Below are 16,629 nucleotides of genomic sequence, written 5' to 3'. Positions count from 1 at the left end.
GTTGCGGCGGCGGGGCCCGACCTGGATCCGCCGGGTTCCCTGGCGGCGCCTGCGTTGGCAGTAGTGCCGGGTTTTGGGGTGCCGCCGATCTTGGCGTCGTCGTCGTCGTCGTCGTCGCCGTCGCCGTCGCCGTCGCCGTCGCCGTCGGTGGCAGCGGCAGCGGCGGGGGCGCCGGCTTGGGCGGGGTCGGCGGTCGGCGGTGGGCCGGGTGCGGGTTTGCCGGTGGCTGGGCCATCGGCTTCGGAGGAGATCGCCGGTTTGCCGGGTGGCGTGGGCGTGCCGGCGGCGAACTCGGTCGACGCGAAACGGCAGCGGGTTGACCGGATTCTCACGTCGGACGACTTCGACGGGGCCTCCTGGGAGATCGTCGCGCCCGGCGTCACCGAGGTGTCACCGGCGTTCGCCGGACAGCCGCGGCCGTCCGGCTCGCGGGTGTCGTCGGCGCCGCCGGCGTGGGTGTTGCCGGACCAGCCGGATGAGGCCGACGAGGACCCGCTGGCCCGGCTCGGGGTGTCGGAGTCGTGGGCGGGGCCGCCCAACTCTTCCCCGGACGAGAGCGGGCTGAGCGCGGCCGGGGCCTTCGGTGGCCACGACGAGCGGAAGGAGCGGCGGATGGGTTTGCGGGCCTTCGATCCGGGGCGGCGGGGCGTGCGGGCGCTGGTGGCGGTCGCGGTCTTGGTGATCGTCGTGGCGGCGTTCCTGGCCTGGCGGGCCCGGCCGCGGGTCGATCCGGTGGCGGCGCCGTCGTTCGAGGGCGGCGCGGCCACCGACGAGCCGGCGGTTCCCTCCCCGGTGGTCTCGGCCGAGGTCATCGTGGCCGTGGAGGGCAAGGTCCAGAAGCCGGGAGTGGTGCATCTGCCCGCCGGGTCGCGGGTGGCCGACGCACTGGAGGCGGCCGGCGGCGCCCAGCCCGGTGTCGACGTGGCGATGCTCAACCTGGCCCGCAAGGTCGTCGACGGCGAGCTGATCCTGGTCGGGGTCACGCCGTCACCGGGGACGAGCCTGCCAGCGGCGCCGGTCGGTGGGGCGGCCGCGCCCGGAGGCCTGGTCAACCTCAACACGGCCACGCTCGCCGACCTCGACACCTTGCCCGGCGTCGGGCCGGTGCTGGCCCAGCGGATCCTCGACGCCCGGACGGCCCAAGGCGGCTTCAAGGCGGTCAGCGACCTGCGCAAGGTGAACGGCATCGGCGACGCCCGCTATGACCAGCTCAAAGACCTGGTGACGGTGTGAGCGGCGACCAGAGGAAGGCGCCCGACCTGCGGCTGGCCGGCTTCGCGATCGCCATCTGGCTGGCCTCGCTGGCCTCGCTCTACCTGTCGTCGCGCGGCGGCCTGCTGCTCGGCGCGACCGGTCTCGCGGCGGCCGGTGTGGTGGCTTTCGGGCCTTGGTGGCGCGACAACGCGCGAGGCGACGGGCCGCAACGGAAGGCTGCCCGCTCTGCTGGTCGGGGCTTCGCGGAGTTCCGACTTGCTGCGGGCGGGGTGCGGTGGGTTGGCGTGGCGGTGCTGTTGGGGGCCGGGTGTGGGGGCTTGGCTACCGGGGTTCGGATGGGGGTTGTGGAGTCGGCGCCGCTGGGGGCGGTGGTCGCGAGTGGGGAACGCGTACGGGTTGATCTGGTTGTGCGGGATGACCCGCGGGCCTTGAGCGGGTCGCCTGGGTTGCCGCCCACCTACCTGGTGGGGGTTGATCTTTTGGGGGTTTGGCCGGAGGAGGGTGCTGGGCTGCGGATGTCGGTCCGGGCCCTGGTGTTGGGGAATGATCCGGGGTGGCGGGGGCTGCTGCCCGGACAGCGGGTGCGGGCGACCGGGAAGCTGTTGCCGCGGCGCGAGGGGGATTTGCGGGCGGCGGCGGTGTCGGTCCGGGATGCGCCCGAGTTGGTGGGGCGGCCACCCTGGGTGCAGCGGGCGGCGGGGGTGCTCCGGGCGGGACTGCAGCGGGCCTGTGAGCCGCTGCCCGACGATGCTGGTGGGCTGCTGCCGGGGCTGGTCGTGGGGGACACCAGTCGGTTGGACCCGGCGTTGTCGGATGACTTCAGGACAACCGGCATGACTCACCTGAATGCGGTTTCTGGGGCGAATGTCGCGATTGTGCTGGGCGTCGTGCTGTACGCGGTGCGGTGGGTACGGGCCGGGCCGGTCGTCAAGGCGGTGGTGTGCGGAATGGCGCTGGCCGGGTTCGTGATTTTGGCCCGGCCGTCGCCGAGTGTGATCCGGGCGGCGATGATGGGGGCGATCGGGCTACTCGGGCTTGCCTCGGGGCGACCCCGGGCGGCGCTCCCGGCGCTGGCCGGTGGGGTGGGGCTGCTGATCGGATATGACCCGGAGCTTGCGGCGGACCCCGGGTTCGCGCTGTCGGTGCTGGCCACGGCGGGATTGCTGCTGCTCGCACCGGTGTGGCGCGACGCGCTGCGGCGCAAGGGCTGGCCGGGGTGGGCGGCCGAGGCGCTGGCCGTACCGGCGGCGGCGCAAGTGGCCTGCGGGCCGGTGATCGCCGGGATCTCGGGGACGGTCAGCCTGGTCGCGGTGCCGGCCAACCTGATCGTCGTGCCGGCGATCGCGCCGGCGACGCTGCTCGGGATCGCGGCGGCGGTGCTCTCGCCGGTGTGGGCGGCCGGGGCCGGGTTCGCGGCGTGGCTGGGCTACTGGCCGGCGAAGTGGCTGGTGCTGGTCGCGACGTACGGCGCTCGGGTGCCGGCCGGGGCGCTGCCGTGGCCGGGCGGGGTGCTCGGGGCGCTGCTGCTCGCGGTGATCACGATGGCGTTGCTGGTCGCGGCCCGGCGGCCGGTGGTGCGGCGGCTGGTCGCGGTGGTCGCGCTGGGCGGGATGCTGGGCGCTCTTCCCGTACGCGTCCTGGCCCCCGGCTGGCCCCCGCGCGAGTGGATCGTGGTCGCCTGCGACGTCGGGCAGGGCGACGCGATCGTCCTGCCGGCCGGCGACGGGCGGGCGGTCGTGATCGACGCCGGGCCGGAGCCGGACCCGGTCGACCACTGCCTGCGGCGGCTCGGGGTCCGGCAGGTCGTGCTGTTCGTGGCCAGCCACTTCCACGCCGATCACGTGGGCGGGGTGGCTGGAGTGTTCCGCGGGCGGGCGGTGCTCGCGGTGGCCGGGCCGGACTGGCCCGAACCGGTCGGGGGACGCTCCGAGGTGGTGGCCGCGGCCGGGCGGCGGCCACTGCACGTGATCGGCCCGGGATGGTCCTATGCGGTGGGTGGGCTGGAGTTGAGGGCGCTCGGGCCGTTCGAGGTGCTGCACGGGACGAACTCGGACCCCAACAACAACTCGCTCGTGCTCCGGGCCCGGGTCGACGGCGAGACGGTGCTGCTGCCGGGCGACGCCGAGACCGAGGAGCAGGACGAACTGCTCAACCACCTGGGACCCGGTGCGATGCGGGCCGACGTGCTGAAGGTGGCCCACCACGGATCGGCCTACCAGGAGCCCCGGTTCCTCGACGCGGTCGACCCGGCGGTGGCGCTGGTGTCGGTCGGGAGGGACAACGACTACGGCCATCCGAACGCGAACCTGCTGGCTCGTCTGGTGCGGGGTGGGGCGCGCGTGTTGCGTACGGACCAGGCCGGTGATCTGGCCGCGGTCGTGACACCGGCTGGGCTGGGGGTGGTGGCGCGCGGGGGATCGTAGGGAGTCGACCTAGCCTGGCCGGCATGACGCAGCCCACGATCACGGCCGGCGAATTCGCGCTGCGGCCGTTCACGCCCGCGGACATCGCCTGGGTTTACGCGGTGTCGCTCGACCCGGCGGTCCAGAAGTATGTGCAGATTCCGATGCCCTACCGGGTCGAGGACGCCGAGTTCTTCGTGCGGGAGATGGCGATCGGGGCGTGGGAGCGGCGGGAGCGGGCCGAGTTCGTGATCGTTGCGGGTGCGGGCAACGGCACGGGAGTGGGGGAGCGGCTCGGGCGGGTCGGGCTCGGGCTGGACGGGAACGGGGCGGCGCAGGTCGGGTACTGGATGGACCCGGCGGCCCGGAGGCGGGGACTGGCCACGCGGGCGCTGCGGGAGTTGTGCCGGTGGGGGTTCGCGGAGCTGGGGCTCGGGCTGATCGAGTGGCGGGCCGAGGTGGGCAACGTGGCGTCGCGGCGGGTTGCGGAGAAGGCCGGGTTCACGGTTGAGGCGGTGCTGCGGCGACGGCTAGTGCACCGGGGCGGCCGGGTGGACGCGTGGGTCGGGTCGATGCTTCCCGAGGACCTGGACGGGGCTGGTGGCACGCTCTCGACTGGCCGGGCGGAGTGATCTGGGGGCGGCCGAGGGATGCTCGACACGCCCGGGGTCGGTGGTTCGGGGGATGGTGTGGTCGGATGATCGGGGTCGATGGGTGGGGCGGGGTGGCCATTTGGTGGAGGGGGCAGTCGGCCTGATCGAGGGACTCTACGGTGCCTGTGACATGGGAAGACGCCGATATGTCGGGTTTCGCGTTCAGTGATCGACGGGTCTGCGCGAAGGAGTGAGGGGCGCGGAAACGTCAGCCGGTCGTGCAACGATATTGGACGTGAACAGCAACCCTCCCGACGCATTGGTGCTCGTCCAGGGTGACGAGGAGTTGCTGGCCGCTCGCGCGATCACGGCGGCGGTCGACTCGGCGCGGGAGGCCGACCCCGGGGCCGACGTCCGCGAATACGAGGCGGGGGCGCTTTCGGCGGGTGAAGTGGCCGAGATGCTCAGCCCCTCGTTGTTCGGCGGCCGTCGCGTGCTCGTGGTGCGCAGCGGGCAGGACGCCCGCAAAGATCTGATCACGGCCCTCGTGGCGTACGCGAAGAACCCCGACCCCGACGTGAGCCTGATCGTCTCCCACCTGGGTGGGGCGAAGGGCAAAGCCCTCGCCGACGGGTTTCGCGCCGCCGGCGCGACCGTGGTGCCGGTCGCCAAGTTGAAGGGCGACCGGGAGCGCATCGCCTTCGTGCGCGACGAGTTCCGGCGCCACGGCGGGCGCTGTGACGAGGCGGCCGCGTCGGCGCTGCTCGCGTCGGTGGGCAACGACCTGCGCGAGATCGCGGCGGCCTGTTCGCAGCTGCTGGCCGACACCGACGGGCGGGTGACCGAGGCGGTCGTCGCGCGCTACTACAAGGGCCGGGCCGAGGTGAGCGGTTTCACCGTGGCCGACGCGGCGATGATCGGCGATGTGCCGGGGGCGCTCGAGGCGCTGCGGTGGGCGCTGCACGTGGGGGTCGATCCGGTGCCGATCGCCGATGCGATCGCCGACGGCGTGCGCACGGTGGCCCGCGTGGCGTCGGCCGGGCGGGGCAATCCCTACCAGCTGGCCAGCTCGCTGGGCATGCCGGCGTGGAAGATCCAGCGGGCCCAGGAGCGCAGTCGCGGCTGGACGCCCGAGGGCCTGGTCGACGCGATGCAGGCGGCAGCGGCGTGCAACGCGGCGGTCAAGGGCGGCGGCGAAGACCGTGGCTACGCGCTGGAACAGGCCGTCTTCGCGGTGGCCGCGGCGCGCCAGGGCGGGGTCCGCCGATGAGCACCCGCCCGCTGTACGCGCGAATGCTCCGCCTCAAACACATCACGCCCGGTGGGCTGCTGTGCTTCGTCTTCCTCGAGGGCGCGGCGGCGCTCGGCATCCTGCTCGCGCTGGCCGAACTGGTCAGCTGGTGGGGCGTGATCGTGCTCCCGCTGACCGTGGCGCTGATGGTCAAGCTCAACGACGTGATCGCCGGGATGCTGCCCCGGTCGGCGCCGACCGGCGAGCCGGTGGCGGCGCGGGCGGCCGTGCGGCGGTCGATCGCCGGGGAGTCGACTACGCGGCTCCCGGCCGGACAGGGCGGCGTCAAGCGGCCGTGGGTCGAGCGGCTGGAGCTGCAGCAGCAGTTGACGCGGCAGTCGGCGGCACGCCGCTACGAGTAGGCCGGGCGGCCGCTGGGTTCACCCCGTCTCACGGACGGGGAGCCGACGGCGACGTACCTGCCGTCCCGCGGTCTGAGTCGGCGATCGACCGGGGCGCTCGATCACCGAGATCGACGACGGCGCTGTCCGACGACGCCGACCCGCCGGACCGGCACGTGTACGCGGCCTGTCCCCTGAAGCTGACAGGTCGTGTGCGGCGGTGACGCCGCGCTGGACAAGCCGTCCGAGCTGGCCGCGACCTTCCGGGCCGGAGCGCGGGGCCGCACTCTCTGCCTGCACGCCATGCACAGCGTCGTTATGCGATCTGGACCGGGGACGGCGAGCTGTGGCGTTCCCTCAGCCTGTCGCCCGGCTCGGCCGGCCCGTCTCGGCTGGCCTGACTCAGTCGGCCCGGCTCAGCTGGCTCGGAAACGACTGCGCTGGCTCGGAAACGACTGCGGGCACCTGCTGGACCCAGGAACGGTCCGGCGGTGCCCGGAGTGTGGTCGGCGACCGGCCCGCCGGTGAGGGCGGGCTTCGGCGGTCGCGGCGATGCGATCCCGGCCGGGATCAGGCAGACAGCGCGCCGACCCGCTTGGCGATGGCCGACTTGCGGTTCGCCGCCTGGTTCTTGTGGATGACGCCCTTGCTGACTGCCTTGTCGAGCTGACGCGAAGCGTCACGCAGCAGGGCGGTCGCCGTCTCGGTGTTGCCGGCCTCGCTCGCCTCGTTGAGCTTGCGAATCACGGTCTTCAGCGACGACTTGACCGACTTGTTGCGCAGACGGGCCTTCTCGTTCTGCCGGTTGCGCTTGATCTGGGACTTGATGTTCGCCACGCGACAGCCTGTCCTGACTAGGTTTGCGGAATCTGGTCTCGAGCGGTGGGTTGCCCCCAGTCGCGGCCGAAGCAGCGGACAGCGGCGCGTCACCACACGCGATGAACCAGACTACCAGCACGCCCGCGACCCGCCAAAACGGGCCGCGGCGGGAGGTCACGACCACCCGCGGCGGGCCGAGAGCCACGACAGCGCGGCCCGCCCGCTGTAGAGCTGATGCTGCCGGCTGTGGGGCGACGCACTGCTCGGCGGCCCGGCCGCCCGGGCCAGCCAATAACCGGCCAGGCCGGCCAGGGCGGCGTCCACACCCTCGGCCGGGGCATCGGCCAGGAAGCGGTCCACTTCCGCTCCCGAGGCGTACGCCGTCACCAGGAGCGTCACCGTGTCGAACCAGGGCGCGCCGAGGCACGGCCAGGTCCAGTCGCACAGCCACGCCTTCCCGGCCCGGTCGATCAGCACGTTGTCGACGCGCAGGTCGCCGTGCAGCATCCCGGAGCCCTCCACGGCGTCGGGGAGGAGCCGCTCCAGCTCGACCAACTCGGCCAGGACGTCCGGCTCGGCAACGGCGGGCGGCTCGGCAACGGCGGGCGGCTCGGCAGCCGCGGCCGGCTCGGAGTGCGCGGCCGGCTCGGAAGGCGCGGGCGCGGCCGGCTTGGAAGGCGTGGGCGGCGGCAGGGGCTGGTCGGCTCGGAGCGTGCCGGACGACCAGGCTGACATCTCCGCGCGGACGATGTCCGGCAGCCGGGGAAGGCCGGAGAGCGGAGGTGTGGCCAGCGCGGACGCCGCCGTGGTCCACGCCTCGACGGCCGCCTCCAGCTCCGACGTGACCCACGGGAGGGCGGGAACCACGCCATCCACGAAATCGAGGCACAGGACGAAATAGCCGGAGTGGGTCATCGTCCAGCGGGGGCGGCCGGCGGGCACGACCGCGGGCAGAGCGGCAGTGATCGACGCCTCCCGCGCGTACCAGTCGGAAATCGGTTCCCGCAGGGGAGCCGCCTTGATGAAGGCCCGGAATCCGGCTTTTGTCGTGATGACCGCGGCGAAGGCGCGGGTGAAGCCTCCGCCGGCGCTGCGCGCCGCGATGATCGGCCCTCCGAGGCGCACGCTGATCGCCTCGCGCAGGCTTTCCGGCAGGTCAGGCCAGTTCGGGCGTACGGCGGTGGCGCGGTAGGAGACCTCCGGCAGCATCGTTTTGTCGTACCCTCCTGGCAGGATTCCGGCTATGAGAACCGACGACTTCTGGGCCGTCATCGGCCGCGCGACCGCCGACCGGCCCGCCACGCCCGGCGAGGTGGCCGAGCGTGCGGTGGCCGAACTGGCCACCCGCGATCCGGAGGAAATCGTCGCGTGGGGTCACCATCTCGACAAGGTGATGGTCGCCTCGGGCACCGAAGACCTGTGGGCCGCGGCTTATCTGATCAACGGCGGATGTTCCGACGAGGGCTTCGACGCGTTCCGGGGCTGGCTGATCGCGCACGGGCGTGAGGCCGTGGCCCGCTCGGTCAAGTCACCCGATTCGCTGGCCGGTGTGGCGGTCGTCAAGGGCGCCGCCGACACCGGCGCGGTCTTCGAGGCGGCCGAGGTGCTGTCGATCGCCGCCGAGGCCTATCGGCAGGCCACGGGCGAGGAGCTGCCGGAGCAGGAGCGGCCGAAGACCCGTCCCGAGGTCGCCGACCTGTGGGATTTCGACGACGAGGAGGAGATGAAGCGCCGCCTGCCCCAACTCTCGGCCCTGTTCCTCGCCGAGCCGGAGTGAGAACACGCGGGACGCCGGAGTGGGAGCGCGCGGGACGCTGGAATGAGAGCGCCCGGACGACCCGCGAAGAGAGCGTGGGACGATAGAGAACGCCGTCCGTCCGTCGGCGACCCCGAAGCTTGAGAAACGGAAGACCGTGCCTGGACCGCTCGTCCCCGGCGAGAACGTGATCGGAGCGACCGATCCCGCTCGCATCCGCAACTTCTGCATCATCGCCCACATCGACCACGGCAAGTCGACGCTGGCCGACCGCATGCTGCAGATCACCGGGGTGGTCGACCCGCGCCAGATGCGCGCTCAATATCTCGACCGCATGGACATCGAGCGCGAGCGCGGCATCACGATCAAGTCGCAGGCCGTGCGGATGCCGTGGACGGTGCGCGAGGGCGACAAGAAGGGCGACTCGGCCGTCCTCAACATGATCGATACGCCCGGTCACGTCGACTTCACCTATGAGGTGTCGCGCAGCCTCGCCGCCTGCGAGGGCGCGGTCCTGCTGGTCGACGCCGCCCAGGGCATCGAGGCGCAGACGCTGGCCAACCTCTATCTGGCGATGGAGAACGACCTTCACATCATCCCGGTGCTCAACAAGATCGACCTGCCGGCGGCCCAGCCCGAGAAATATGCCGAGGAGCTGGCCCAGCTGATCGGCGTCGACCCGTCCGATGTGCTGCGGGTGTCGGGCAAGACCGGCGTCGGGGTGGGGCACCTGCTCGACGAGATCGTGCGGCAGTTCGACCCGCCCGTCGGCGACGCGAGCGGACCCGCCCGCGCGATGATCTTCGACTCGGTCTACGACGTCTATCGCGGCGTGGTCACGTACGTCCGGGTGATCGACGGGCGCATCGAGGCCCGCGACAAGATCAAAATGATGTCCACCGGCGCCGTGCACGAGCTGCTCGAGATCGGCGTCGTCTCGCCCGAGATGGAGAAGGCGGGTGCGCTCGGGGTCGGCGAGGTCGGCTACCTGATCACCGGCGTGAAGGACGTCCGCCAGTCCAAGGTCGGCGACACCGTGACCGGCAACATCCGGTCGGCCAAAGAGGCGCTGGGCGGCTACAAGGAACCCAAGCCGATGGTCTATTCGGGTCTCTACCCGATCGACGGCTCGGACTATCCGGCGCTGCGCGACGCCCTCGACAAGCTCAAGCTGAACGACGCCGCCCTGGTCTATGAGCCGGAGACGTCGGCCGCGCTCGGCTTCGGCTTCCGCGTCGGCTATCTCGGACTGCTCCACCTGGAGATCATCGGCGAGCGGCTGGAACGCGAGTTCAACCTCGACCTGATCTCCACCGCGCCGAACGTGGTCTACCGGGTGTTCACGGAGGACGCCGAGGAGAAGGTCGTCACCAACCCGAGCGAGTTCCCGACCGGCAAGATCGCCGAGATTCACGAGCCGGTGGTGCGGGCCACCGTGCTGGTGCCCAACGACTATGTCGGCGCGGTCATGGAGTTGTGCCAGAGCCGCCGGGGCAGCCTGCTCGGCATGGAGTACCTGTCGTCCGAACGGGTCGAGTTGCGCTACACCCTGCCACTGGCCGAGATCATTTTCGACTTCTTCGACCAGCTCAAGAGCAAGACCAAGGGCTACGCGTCGCTGGACTACGAGCCGTCCGGCGAGCAGGTCGCCGAACTGGTCAAGGTGGACATTCTGCTGCACGGTGAGCCGGTCGACGCGTTCAGCGCGATCGTGCACAAGGACAAGGCCTACTCGTACGGCGTGAACATCGCCTCCAAGCTGCAGAAACTGATCCCGCGGCAGCAGTTCGAGGTGCCGATCCAGGCCGCCATCGGCAGCCGGATCATCGCCCGCGAGACGATCCGGGCGATCCGCAAGGACGTGCTGGCCAAGTGCTACGGCGGTGACATCACCCGCAAGCGGAAGCTCCTCGAGAAGCAGAAAGAGGGCAAGAAGCGGATGAAGATGGTCGGCCGGGTCGAGGTGCCGCAGGAGGCGTTCATCGCCGCCCTGTCGACCTCCGATTCCGCCGACGCGAAGGGTGCGGCCAAGAAATAGTCGGTTTGGCTTCTCGGGGTGTCGGGAAATCCATTTCTCGACGGACGCAACGAAAGCTCCACCCCCGAGGAGGAACCCCCAATGACTGTCACCGGCATCGTCATGGCGCTCATCGTCGGCCTGATCGTCGGCGCTCTGGGCCGCCTGGTCGTACCCGGCAAGCAGAACATCCCGATCTGGCTGACCATGGTCATCGGTATTGTCGCCGCCCTGCTGGGCACCGTGATCGCCCGCGCGGTCGGCGTCTCCGACACCAAGGGCGTCGACTGGATCGAGCTGCTCTTCCAGGTCGTCCTCGCGGCTATCGGTGTCGCCCTGGTCGCCGGCGTCGGCAGCCGCCGTCGCCTGACCCGCTGACCCTCGGCCGGATTCCGGCGGAGCAACCAGATCACAGCGCAACCAGATCACAGCGCGAAGGCGCCGGCCCCGATGGGGTCCGGCGCCTTCGCCGTACGCGCGCAGGCCCTAACTCTGATGTGGCTGAACGAGGAAGTCGAGGGTGGAGAGCTGGTCCACGGTCGACTGGAGCTGGACGATGCGGGCGCGGCCGATCCGGACGAGTTCCGTGCCGGCGGCGGTCCACCGGTCGAGGTCGGGTGACATCGGCGGGATGCCGGCGAGGATGGCGGCACTCTCCTTGAGGGTGATCCCGACCCGTTGGGCGGCCCGCGCGAGCCTGATCCGGCGGATCGCGTCGGCCGGGAACCGTCGGGCGTTGGTGCTGCTGCGGTGGCCGGTGACCACGCCGTAACGCTCGTAGAAGCGGACCGCGTTGGCCGTCACCCCGGCGGCGTCGGCCAGTTGACCGACGGTCAGCAAGGTCATCCCGCACGCTCCGATGTCGTCGCTGCTCCCACCGGCTTCATTGTCGTCCGGATTGTCGTCCGGGCGCCGGTGGCCTCGGCCCGGTGACGCTGATCACGCCGGCCGGCCGGATGCGCGAACCGGGCCGAGCGCAACGCGCGCGCCCATGTGGCCAGCTCGTTCATCGTCGCGTGCAGCGCCTCGGTCGTGCCGGGCGGAGGGCGGAAACGTCCCGCGGTGTCGAGGTGGTTCCACGGCATCGGCAACAGGACCGACTCCCGCACCGTGGCGGCCCGGAGTTCGGGGAACACCGTGCGCAGCTGCTCGACGGCCCGGATGCCACCGGAACCGCCGTACGCGACGAAGGCGACCGGCTTGTACGCCCACTCCTCAAGATGCCAGTCGATCATGTTTTTCACCGAGGCCGGGAAGCTGTGGTTGTACTCCGGGGTGAGCAGCACGAATCCGTCGGCCGCCGCGAGTCGCCCGGCGATCGGCGACGCGGCGGCCCCGCCCGGCCGCATCTCGTGCATCGGGAGCGGAACCGAGGCCAGATCGATCATGTCGAGCTCGGCCCAGTCCACTGCGGCCAGCTCCTGCTCCAGCCACGCGGCGAGCGGGTCGGCCAGTCGCGGCGTGCGTACGCTGCCGATCACCACGGCGATCCGGAGCCGGGCCTCGAGGTTGTCATCTGTCATGCCGCCGACGCTAGGAACTCGCCTATAGGCGAACTCAAGGTCGTCAGTAGCGGAACTTGTGCTGGGCGCTGCGGCGGTTGACCCAGGCCGGGAGCTCGTCGACATGGTCGAGGTGGGGCATCTGCTCGACCGGATCGTGGGCCTTCGTCACGTCGCGCAGGGTCACCACGTAGCCCTGGACCAGGCGGTCGGCCCGCAGGTCGCGGTAGGTGACCTCGACGTAGACCTGAGTGTGGTCGGGGCGGCGCAGGGCGCAGAACACGGTGCCGTCGCCGGAGGACAGCAGGGCACGGCGGACCTGGCCGCGGTCGTCGGGGTGGACCAGGTCGGCCAGGGTGGCCAGCGGGGACAGCTCCTCCTGGCCGAGCAGCGTGCGCAGGGCCGGGCTGGCATAGCGGATGCGCTGATCTTCGTCGATCACCAGCATCATGTCGGCCGTGTTGCGGATCACCGCTCGCAGGTAGAGGTCGCTGTCACGGCGGCCGACGGCCTCGACCAGGCTGATCCGGTCGAGGGCGAGCGCGGCCTGGCCGGCCAGCACCTCGAGGGCGTCGCGGGCCATCGCCAGGTCGTCGCGGCGGCCGGTCAGCACGAGGGCGCCGCCGCCCGGGCGAGCGACGGCCAGCGGCTCCAGCCACAGCGGACAGACCAGGGTGGCCTCGTCGGCCGGCGGGTCCCGCAGCCACCAGCTGCGGTGCCCGGACCGGTCGGCCGGGCCGCTCGTCGCGGGCAGGGCCTCGGCGAGCAGCTGGCGGTCGTCGGCGGCGAAGACGATGTCGGTTACCGCGGCGGCCGGAAGCAGCACGGCGACCGCGGAGCGTACGGCCACGTCGACCGCCGGGGGGTCGACCGCCGCGACCAGGGCGGCAGTCGCCGTGCGCAGCCCTCGCTCGCGGTTGAGTGCCTGGCCGCTCAGGCTCACCGAGTCGGCCAGGCGGGTGATGGCTAGGGTCAGCGTGATCGCGCCGGCCACCGCGATGACCACGCCGTCGTGGACGTCGCCCCGGATCGCCTCGTAGAGCAGCACCAGCGGCGGGGTTGCCACCGAGGCCCCGAGCAGCGCCGCCCACGGGCGGCGCCATGGCGTCAGGCGGGGCGCCATCGGCTGGGTCAGCCCGGTCATCGACGGGTGGAGCGCGGCGACGCCCCAGCTGACGTAGAGGACTATGTAGCCGGTCTCGGTGAGCGGCCCCGGGGCCAGCGGATAGACGATGTCGCTGATCAGCATGCCGGCCGCGCCGCTGAGCAGCAGCTTGGCCGACGGGTTGCGGCCGGCCGCCATCACCAGCCGCAGCGCGACCGACGTCAGGAGCAGATCGCCGATCACGTCGGCGGCCGAGATCTTCCCGAGGTCGTTGGTGGACCCGATGATGAAGACCCAGATCACCAGCAGCGTCGAACAGGCCCAGGCGAGCAGGTCGATCAGGCGGGCCCGGTCGACCAGAAGCGAGCCGCCGCGGGTGAACTGCACCAGCGCCGCGGCCACCATCACGAACATCGCCAGGTAGAAATATTCGGCGATCGTCTCCAGATCTACGGCGTAGAAGACGTCGCCGACGCCCATGCAGGCGATCGCCGCGCCCAGAAGCGCCCATGGCAGGAACCGCGCTGGTCGTCGCCACCAGGCACCGGCAATGATCGCGGCGGCGCTCGCGCTTCCCAGCAGGATCCATTCGATCGCCCTCAGCACGCCCTTCTTAGTACCAGTGCGATTGCTGTCTGTCCACGTCGATGTATACGCAGCGCAATGGACATTCCGAACGTCAGACATTACGCAGCGCGATCGTTCGACGGGGATAAATGTCCTGCTGGGCGACCGGAAAGCTCACGTCAGCGGAAGACTTCGGCGATGACCTTGCGCTCGTCGATGCCGCCGTCGGTAGTTACCGGCTGCCACTTCCCGGCGCCCGCATCCCACTCCAGGTCGGCGAAACGTACCCGTTCGAGTCCGGTGTCGGACGCATGCGAGACCAGCCAGTGCGCGTAACGCCAGCCGGAGGTCGCGCTCGTGACCGCGACGGTCAGGCCGGCCGCCTGCTCGGCGGCGGCCGAGGTGGGCAATCCGGTGCCCCAGTCGAGCCGCAGCCCGCTCATGAGAGCGGTCGCCGCGGCCGCCCCGCGCAGCGCCGGCGCGCCGGTCACCGTGCAGGCGACCGCGCTCGCCGCCTGCCCGGTCAGCGCCCGGGCCAGCACCTGCGCCTCGTCGGCCCACTTCTGGTAGGCGTTCGGATAGGCCGACCGCTGCACCCGCTGGGCCGCGTCGGTGACCCGCATCTTCTGATAGCCCTTGACCCGCTTGAGCGCCGAATAGAACCTGTCCGCCGAATAGCGCGGGTCTTTGATCTTGTCGGCCGGCCCCCAGCCCTGGCTCGGCCGCTGCTGGAAGAGGCCGATCGAGTCGCGGTCGCCGTCGTCCCGGTTTTCCAGCTTGCTCTCCTGCAGGGCGGTGGCGAGCGCGACCACCACCGCCTGCTCGGGCATCCCCCGGCGCACCCCGACCGCGGCGATCGTCGCCGCGTTGGCCATCTGCACCGGGTCGAGCTCGACCTCGCCGTTCGCGTTGACCAGGCATGTGGAGCTGGCCAGCGACGGGAGCTTGATGTCGTGGGAGAACGAGCGCAGCACGGCGACGAAGCCGAGCGTGCCCACGAGTGCGAGCAGCGCGACCACCACCAGTGGCGTCCGACGCACTCGCACCTCCTCGACGGGTAGAACGACAAGAGTAGTAAACGATCGTTACCGAGCGGGCGATCCGGCCGGGACCCAGGACGCCGGCCGCTTCTCGCGGAACGCGGTCACGCCCTCGACCCCCTCCGGCGACTTGAAATATCCGGCTGAGCGGGCCGACAGCTCGGCGAGATCCTCACGGATCGATTCCTTCGCCGTACGCCGCAGAAGCTGTTTCGTCCCGGCAAGGGCGAGCGGCCCGCCCCGCACCAGCGCGCCGCAGTAGCCGGCGACCGCACCGTCCAGGCCCTCGGCCGAGACCGCGGCCGTCACCAGCCCGACCTCGGCCGCCCGGACCCCGTCGAACACCTCGCCGGTCAGATAGAGCTCGGCCGCCGCCCGTGGCGTCAGCCGTGGCAGCACAGTGGCGCTGATCACGGCCGGGATCACCCCGAGGCGCACCTCGGTGAAGGCGAACGTCGCCTCCCGGGTGCAGACCGCCAGGTCGGCCGCGGCGATCAGGCCCAGCCCGCCGGCCCGGGCCGGACCGGCCACCCGCGCGACGACCGGCTTGGGGAACTCCCACAGCGCGGCCAGGACGTCGGCCAGCATCTCGGCCGGCACCCGCCCGGCCTCGCGGGCCGCCGCGGTCTCCTTGAGGTCGGCGCCCGAGCAGAACACCGGTCCGGTGTGCGATATCACGACCGCCCGCACGTCCGGGTCGACGAGGGTCTCGCCGAGGCGGTCCAGCAGCTGAGTCATCAGCGGCGTGGAGAGGGCGTTGCGGTTGGCCGGGCTGTCCAGGGTCAGCGTGGTCACCCCGGCGGCGGTGGCGGTACGGACCAGATCCATGGCGGAACCCTAACGGGGCCCGTGCACACTTGACGGATGGCTGGTGTGCTTCCCGACGGTGATCCCGTACCCCCCGACGGGTCGCTGCCGCCCGCGGCCGCCGAGTCGGCGGGCCGAAACGGCTTCGGGGTCTATCTCCACGTGCCGTTCTGCGCCAGCCGCTGCGGCTACTGCGACTTCAACACCTACACCGCGAGCGAGCTCGGCGGGGGCGTCAGCCGCGAGGGGTACGCCGACCTGCTGCTGCAGGAGCTCGACCTAGCCCGCAAGGTGATCGAGCCGGGCCGGGTCGACACCGTGTTCGTCGGCGGCGGCACCCCGACCCTGCTCAGTGCCGACGACCTCGGCCGGGTGGTCGAGGGCGTCGACCGGGCGTGGGGACTCGCTCCCGGCGCCGAGATCACCACCGAGGCCAACCCGGAGTCCGTCGATCCGGCCTACCTGCGCCGGCTGCGGGCCAACGGGTTCACCCGGATCTCCCTCGGCATGCAGTCGTCCTCCCCGGCGGTGCTGCGGATCCTCGACCGGCAGCACACCCCCGACCGGGCGCCGAGGGCCGCGACCGAGGCCCGCGAGGCCGGGTTCGAGCACGTCAACCTCGATCTGATCTACGGGACGCCGGGGGAGACGGCCGACGAGTTCGCCGCCTCGCTGCGCGCGGTGGTCGACGCCGGGGTGGATCACGTCAGCGCGTACGCCCTGATCGTCGAGGACGGCACCCGGATGGCGGCCCGGATGCGGCGGGGCGAACTGCCGTACCCGTCGGACGACGTCGCCGCCGACCGCTACCTGGCCGCCGACGAGGCGCTCGGCGCGGCCGGCCTCGAGTGGTACGAGGTGTCGAACTGGGCGGCGTCCGAGGCCGGGCGGTGCCGGCACAACCTGCTCTACTGGACCGGGGCCGACTGGTGGGGGTTCGGGCCGGGCGCGCACAGCCACGTGGGCGGGGTGCGCTGGTGGAACGTCAAGCATCCCGCCGCGTACGGAAAAAAGCTGGCCGACGGCACCTCGCCCGGCCATGCCCGGGAGGTCCTCGACCCGGCCGACCCCCGGGTCGGTGTCGGGTAGTTTCGGGGGCGACGGCGCCCGGGGCATCCCGGGGCCGCGCGCGACCCCCGAGCGGGACCCCCGGGGCGGGCCAAAGCGGGGGACG

General features: G+C 71.8%; 15 protein-coding genes and 1 pseudogene. 9 read left to right on the top strand and 7 right to left on the bottom strand.

All coding sequences use genetic code 11. The features are described 5' to 3' along the window. Positions 1-612: 612 nt before the first annotated feature. From AB0M88_RS10685 to AB0M88_RS10665, 5 genes are all read left to right on the top strand, one after another. Complete coding sequence (locus AB0M88_RS10685) at positions 613-1,233, top strand: ComEA family DNA-binding protein (RefSeq protein WP_364098740.1); 621 nt, start codon at positions 613-615, stop codon at positions 1,231-1,233. After that, positions 1,230-3,638 (top strand): ComEC/Rec2 family competence protein, encoded by a 2,409-nt coding sequence (locus tag AB0M88_RS10680; RefSeq protein ID WP_364098643.1) that lies wholly within the window; start codon positions 1,230-1,232, stop codon positions 3,636-3,638. The genes AB0M88_RS10685 and AB0M88_RS10680 overlap by 4 nt, the downstream gene beginning before the upstream one ends. A 23-nt stretch (positions 3,639-3,661) precedes the next feature. Continuing rightward, on the top strand, positions 3,662-4,249 hold the full coding sequence (locus tag AB0M88_RS10675; protein ID WP_364098640.1) for a GNAT family protein: 588 nt from the start codon (positions 3,662-3,664) through the stop codon (positions 4,247-4,249). A gap of 247 nt (positions 4,250-4,496) precedes the next feature. Further along, the gene (gene holA, locus AB0M88_RS10670) at positions 4,497-5,480 is read left to right on the top strand and encodes a DNA polymerase III subunit delta (RefSeq protein ID WP_364098737.1); all 984 of its coding nucleotides are present in this window, start codon (positions 4,497-4,499) and stop codon (positions 5,478-5,480) included. After that, positions 5,477-5,863 carry a hypothetical protein gene (locus AB0M88_RS10665; RefSeq protein WP_364098638.1) on the top strand — a complete coding sequence of 129 codons (387 nt, stop codon included), beginning with the start codon at positions 5,477-5,479 and terminating at the stop codon, positions 5,861-5,863. Before holA ends, AB0M88_RS10665 begins: the two co-directional genes overlap by 4 nt. A 549-nt stretch (positions 5,864-6,412) precedes the next feature. On the opposite strand, the gene rpsT is transcribed toward AB0M88_RS10665, so the two are convergent. Together rpsT and AB0M88_RS10655 are read right to left on the bottom strand one after the other, a co-directional pair. Continuing rightward, a complete protein-coding gene (gene rpsT, locus AB0M88_RS10660) occupies positions 6,413-6,679 on the bottom strand; it encodes a 30S ribosomal protein S20 (RefSeq protein ID WP_364098635.1) in 267 nt (88 codons plus the stop codon). 156 nt (positions 6,680-6,835) lie between these two features. Then, positions 6,836-7,870 carry a phosphotransferase gene (locus AB0M88_RS10655; RefSeq protein ID WP_364098632.1) on the bottom strand — a complete coding sequence of 345 codons (1,035 nt, stop codon included), beginning with the start codon at positions 7,868-7,870 and terminating at the stop codon, positions 6,836-6,838. Positions 7,871-7,904: 34 nt separating this feature from the next. On the opposite strand from AB0M88_RS10655, the gene AB0M88_RS10650 reads away from it, so the two are divergent. The 3 genes from AB0M88_RS10650 to AB0M88_RS10640 all read left to right on the top strand — a co-directional run bounded on the left by AB0M88_RS10650 (position 7,905) and on the right by AB0M88_RS10640 (position 10,812). Continuing rightward, complete coding sequence (locus AB0M88_RS10650) at positions 7,905-8,438, top strand: DUF4240 domain-containing protein (protein ID WP_364098629.1); 534 nt, start codon at positions 7,905-7,907, stop codon at positions 8,436-8,438. Between the two features lie 136 nt (positions 8,439-8,574). After that, a complete protein-coding gene (lepA, locus tag AB0M88_RS10645) occupies positions 8,575-10,455 on the top strand; it encodes a translation elongation factor 4 (protein ID WP_364098626.1) in 1,881 nt (626 codons plus the stop codon). 81 nt (positions 10,456-10,536) lie between these two features. Beyond that, positions 10,537-10,812: a GlsB/YeaQ/YmgE family stress response membrane protein gene (locus AB0M88_RS10640; protein ID WP_364098623.1), complete on the top strand. Its 276-nt coding sequence runs from the start codon at positions 10,537-10,539 to the stop codon at positions 10,810-10,812. A gap of 108 nt (positions 10,813-10,920) precedes the next feature. Here AB0M88_RS10640 and AB0M88_RS10635 read toward each other — a convergent pair whose 3' ends face one another. The 5 genes from AB0M88_RS10635 to AB0M88_RS10615 all read right to left on the bottom strand — a co-directional run bounded on the left by AB0M88_RS10635 (position 10,921) and on the right by AB0M88_RS10615 (position 15,476). Next, positions 10,921-11,280: a MerR family transcriptional regulator gene (locus AB0M88_RS10635; protein WP_364098621.1), complete on the bottom strand. Its 360-nt coding sequence runs from the start codon at positions 11,278-11,280 to the stop codon at positions 10,921-10,923. Next, the gene (locus AB0M88_RS10630; RefSeq protein ID WP_364098618.1) at positions 11,277-11,957 is read right to left on the bottom strand and encodes an NAD(P)H-dependent oxidoreductase; all 681 of its coding nucleotides are present in this window, start codon (positions 11,955-11,957) and stop codon (positions 11,277-11,279) included. The genes AB0M88_RS10635 and AB0M88_RS10630 overlap by 4 nt, the downstream gene beginning before the upstream one ends. A 43-nt stretch (positions 11,958-12,000) precedes the next feature. Next, positions 12,001-13,647 carry a PAS domain-containing protein gene (locus AB0M88_RS10625; protein ID WP_364098616.1) on the bottom strand — a complete coding sequence of 549 codons (1,647 nt, stop codon included), beginning with the start codon at positions 13,645-13,647 and terminating at the stop codon, positions 12,001-12,003. 140 nt (positions 13,648-13,787) lie between these two features. Continuing rightward, on the bottom strand, positions 13,788-14,582 hold the full coding sequence (locus tag AB0M88_RS10620) for a hypothetical protein (RefSeq protein ID WP_364098735.1): 795 nt from the start codon (positions 14,580-14,582) through the stop codon (positions 13,788-13,790). 111 nt (positions 14,583-14,693) lie between these two features. Further along, positions 14,694-15,476: an enoyl-CoA hydratase-related protein gene (locus AB0M88_RS10615; protein ID WP_364098613.1), complete on the bottom strand. Its 783-nt coding sequence runs from the start codon at positions 15,474-15,476 to the stop codon at positions 14,694-14,696. Between the two features lie 36 nt (positions 15,477-15,512). Here AB0M88_RS10615 and hemW point away from each other — a divergent pair. Continuing rightward, positions 15,513-16,511: pseudogene (gene hemW, locus AB0M88_RS10610) on the top strand (radical SAM family heme chaperone HemW); the annotation flags it as partial. Positions 16,512-16,629: the final 118 nt, after the last annotated feature.

It is taken from the genome of Actinoplanes sp. NPDC051411, assembly GCF_040682075.1.
In the GTDB taxonomy this organism is placed as follows: domain Bacteria; phylum Actinomycetota; class Actinomycetes; order Mycobacteriales; family Micromonosporaceae; genus Actinoplanes.
This window is presented reverse-complemented; position numbering and strand designations above follow the sequence as displayed.

Bases quoted from the DNA above. Each gene is read 5' to 3' on its own strand.
- AB0M88_RS10685 (WP_364098740.1), top strand. From the start codon at position 613: ATGGGTTTGCGGGCCTTCGATCCGGGGCGGCGGGGCGTGCGGGCGCTG.
- AB0M88_RS10675 (WP_364098640.1), top strand. From the start codon at position 3,662: ATGACGCAGCCCACGATCACGGCCGGCGAATTCGCGCTGCGGCCGTTC.
- AB0M88_RS10665 (WP_364098638.1), top strand. From the start codon at position 5,477: ATGAGCACCCGCCCGCTGTACGCGCGAATGCTCCGCCTCAAACACATC.
- AB0M88_RS10655 (WP_364098632.1), bottom strand. From the start codon at position 7,870: ATGCTGCCGGAGGTCTCCTACCGCGCCACCGCCGTACGCCCGAACTGG.
- AB0M88_RS10650 (WP_364098629.1), top strand. From the start codon at position 7,905: ATGAGAACCGACGACTTCTGGGCCGTCATCGGCCGCGCGACCGCCGAC.
- AB0M88_RS10640 (WP_364098623.1), top strand. From the start codon at position 10,537: ATGACTGTCACCGGCATCGTCATGGCGCTCATCGTCGGCCTGATCGTC.
- AB0M88_RS10635 (WP_364098621.1), bottom strand. From the start codon at position 11,280: ATGACCTTGCTGACCGTCGGTCAACTGGCCGACGCCGCCGGGGTGACG.
- AB0M88_RS10630 (WP_364098618.1), bottom strand. From the start codon at position 11,957: ATGACAGATGACAACCTCGAGGCCCGGCTCCGGATCGCCGTGGTGATC.
- AB0M88_RS10615 (WP_364098613.1), bottom strand. From the start codon at position 15,476: ATGGATCTGGTCCGTACCGCCACCGCCGCCGGGGTGACCACGCTGACC.